The sequence below is a fragment of the Rhizobacter sp. P2_H2 genome, from assembly GCF_056403375.1.
Window position 1 is genome coordinate 1 of sequence record NZ_JBFUFP010000788.1, and the last position, 2,599, is coordinate 2,599.

General features: G+C 66.4%; 2 protein-coding genes and 1 pseudogene. All 3 read right to left on the reverse strand.

Annotation, left to right across the window (positions count from 1 at the left end; all coding sequences use genetic code 11):
• Window positions 1-862 (reverse strand): ATP-binding protein (locus AC1D15_RS26310; RefSeq protein WP_477828312.1); only part of this gene is annotated, 862 nt, incomplete at its 3' end.
• Between the two features lie 11 nt (window positions 863-873).
• Complete coding sequence (locus tag AC1D15_RS26315) at window positions 874-2,406, reverse strand: acyl-CoA carboxylase subunit beta (protein ID WP_047504708.1); 1,533 nt, start codon at window positions 2,404-2,406, stop codon at window positions 874-876.
• Window positions 2,407-2,412: 6 nt separating this feature from the next.
• Window positions 2,413-2,599: pseudogene (locus AC1D15_RS26320) on the reverse strand (hypothetical protein); the annotation flags it as partial.

Genomic DNA, 2,599 nt, shown 5'->3' on the forward strand with positions numbered 1-2,599 from the left:
CGAGGAAGTAGAAGCTGCGGTCCTTGCCGACCACGAACTCCACCGTGCCGGCCGACTGGTAGTTCACCGCCTTCGCGAGCGCCACCGCCTGCTCGCCCATCGCCTGGCGGGTTTTCTCATCGAGAAAGGGGCTGGGCGCCTCCTCGATCACCTTCTGGTGGCGGCGCTGGATCGAGCACTCGCGCTCCCACAGGTAGACGGTGTTGCCGTGCGCATCGCCCAGCACCTGGATCTCGATGTGGCGCGGCTCCTCGACGAATTTCTCGATGAACACGCGGTCATCGCCGAAGCTGTTGCGCGCCTCGTTCTGGCACGCGGTGAAACCTTCGAACGCCTCCTTGTCGTTGAACGCGACGCGCAGGCCCTTGCCGCCGCCGCCGGCACTCGCCTTGATCATCACCGGGTAGCCGATGCCTTTCGCGATCTCGACCGCATGCTGCGCAGTGTCGATCGCGGCGTTGTGGCCGGGGATGGTGTTGACCCTCGCGGCAGCCGCCAGCTTCTTCGACGCGATCTTGTCGCCCATCGCGGCGATCGACGCATGCTTCGGGCCGATGAAGACGATGCCTTCCTCCTCGACGCGGCGCGCGAACTCCTCGTTCTCGCTGAGGAAGCCGTAGCCCGGGTGCACCGCCTGCGCGCCGGTCTGCTTGCAGGCGGCGATGATCTTGTCCATCACCAGGTAGGACTCGCGCGACGGTGCCGGACCAATGTGCACCGCCTCGTCGGCGAGCTCCACGTGGCGGGCGTCGCGGTCGGCATCGGAATAGACGGCGACCGTCTGGATGCCCATCTTCTTCGCGGTGTGGATCACGCGGCAGGCGATCTCGCCGCGGTTGGCGATCAGGATCTTGGTGAACATCTTCATGCCCCTCACAGCGGGATGTTCCCGTGCTTGCGCCACGGGTTCTCGATCTTCTTGTTGCGCAGCATCACGAGCGATCGGCAGATGCGCCGCCGCGTCTCGTGCGGCTGGATCACGTCGTCGATGAAGCCGCGCGCGCCGGCCACGAACGGGTTCGCGAACTTGGCCTTGTATTCGGCCTCGCGCGCCGCGAGCCGGGCCGGATCGCCTTTCTCGTCGCGGAAGATGATCTCGACCGCGCCCTTCGCCCCCATCACCGCGATCTCGGCGTTCGGCCACGCGAAGTTCACATCCCCGCGCAGGTGCTTGGAGCTCATCACGTCGTAGGCGCCGCCGTACGCCTTGCGCGTGATCACCGTGATCTTCGGCACCGTGCACTCGGCGTACGCATACAGCAGCTTCGCACCATGCTTGATGATGCCGCCGTACTCCTGGCTGGTGCCCGGCATGAAGCCCGGCACGTCGACGAAGGTCACCACCGGGATGTTGAACGCATCGCAGAAGCGCACGAAGCGCGCCGCCTTGATGCTGCTCTTGATGTCCAGGCATCCGGCCAGCACCAGCGGCTGGTTCGCGACGACGCCCACCGTCTGCCCCTCCATGCGGCAGAAGCCGATGATGATGTTCTTCGCGTACTCGGGCTGCAGCTCGAAGAAGTCGCCGTCGTCGGCGGTCTTCACGATCAGCTCCTTCATGTCGTAGGGCTTGTTCGGGTTGTCGGGCACCAGCGTGTCGAGCGACAGGTCGATGCGCTCGGCCGGATCGTTGCTCGGCCGCACCGGCGCCTTCTCGCGGTTGTTCAGCGGCAGGTAGTTGTAGAGCCGGCGCAGCATCGCGAGGGCGTCGACGTCGTTCTCGAACGCCAGGTCGGCCACGCCGCTGCGACTGGTGTGGGTGGCCGCGCCGCCCAGCTCCTCGGCGGTCACCTCTTCATGCGTCACGGTCTTCACGACCTCGGGGCCGGTGACGAACATGTACGAGCTGTCCTTCACCATGAAGATGAAATCGGTCATCGCCGGCGAGTAGACCGCGCCGCCTGCGCACGGGCCCATGATCATGCTGATCTGCGGCACCACGCCCGAGGCCATCACGTTGCGCTGGAACACCTCGGCATAACCGCCGAGCGAGGCGACGCCTTCCTGGATGCGCGCGCCGCCGGAGTCGTTGAGCCCGATCACCGGCGCGCCGACCTTCATCGCCTGGTCCATCACCTTGCAGATCTTCTCGGCATGCGCTTCGCTGAGCGCGCCGCCGAACACCGTGAAGTCCTGGCTGAACACGAACACCAGGCGGCCGTTGATCATGCCGTAGCCGGTGACGACGCCGTCGCCGGGCACCTTGTTGTCGGCCATGCCGAAGTCGTGGCAGCGGTGCTCGACGAACATGTCCCATTCTTCGAAGGTGCCTTCGTCGAGCAGCAGTTCGATGCGTTCGCGGGCCGTCAGCTTGCCCTTGCCGTGCTGGGCGGCGATGCGTTTCTCGCCGCCGCCCAGGCGGGCGAGCGCGCGCTTGGCTTCGAGTTGTTCGAGGATGTCGTGCATGTCAGCTCACTCCGGGATGGAAGACGGGGACGAGAAGAAAAGGCGCAGCAGCGTGTGCGCGGCCGATGACGGGGCGACGCGCGCGGCGGCGACGTCCTGCGTGATGCCGGCCAGCGCCGCGTGCACGCGGGGGTGGTGCTTGAAGTCGGCGTGCAGCCGCGCGTGGATCAGGTCCCACATCCAGGCCTGGGCC

Bases quoted from the DNA above. Each gene is read 5' to 3' on its own strand.
- AC1D15_RS26315 (WP_047504708.1), bottom strand. From the start codon at position 2,406: ATGCACGACATCCTCGAACAACTCGAAGCCAAGCGCGCGCTCGCCCGC.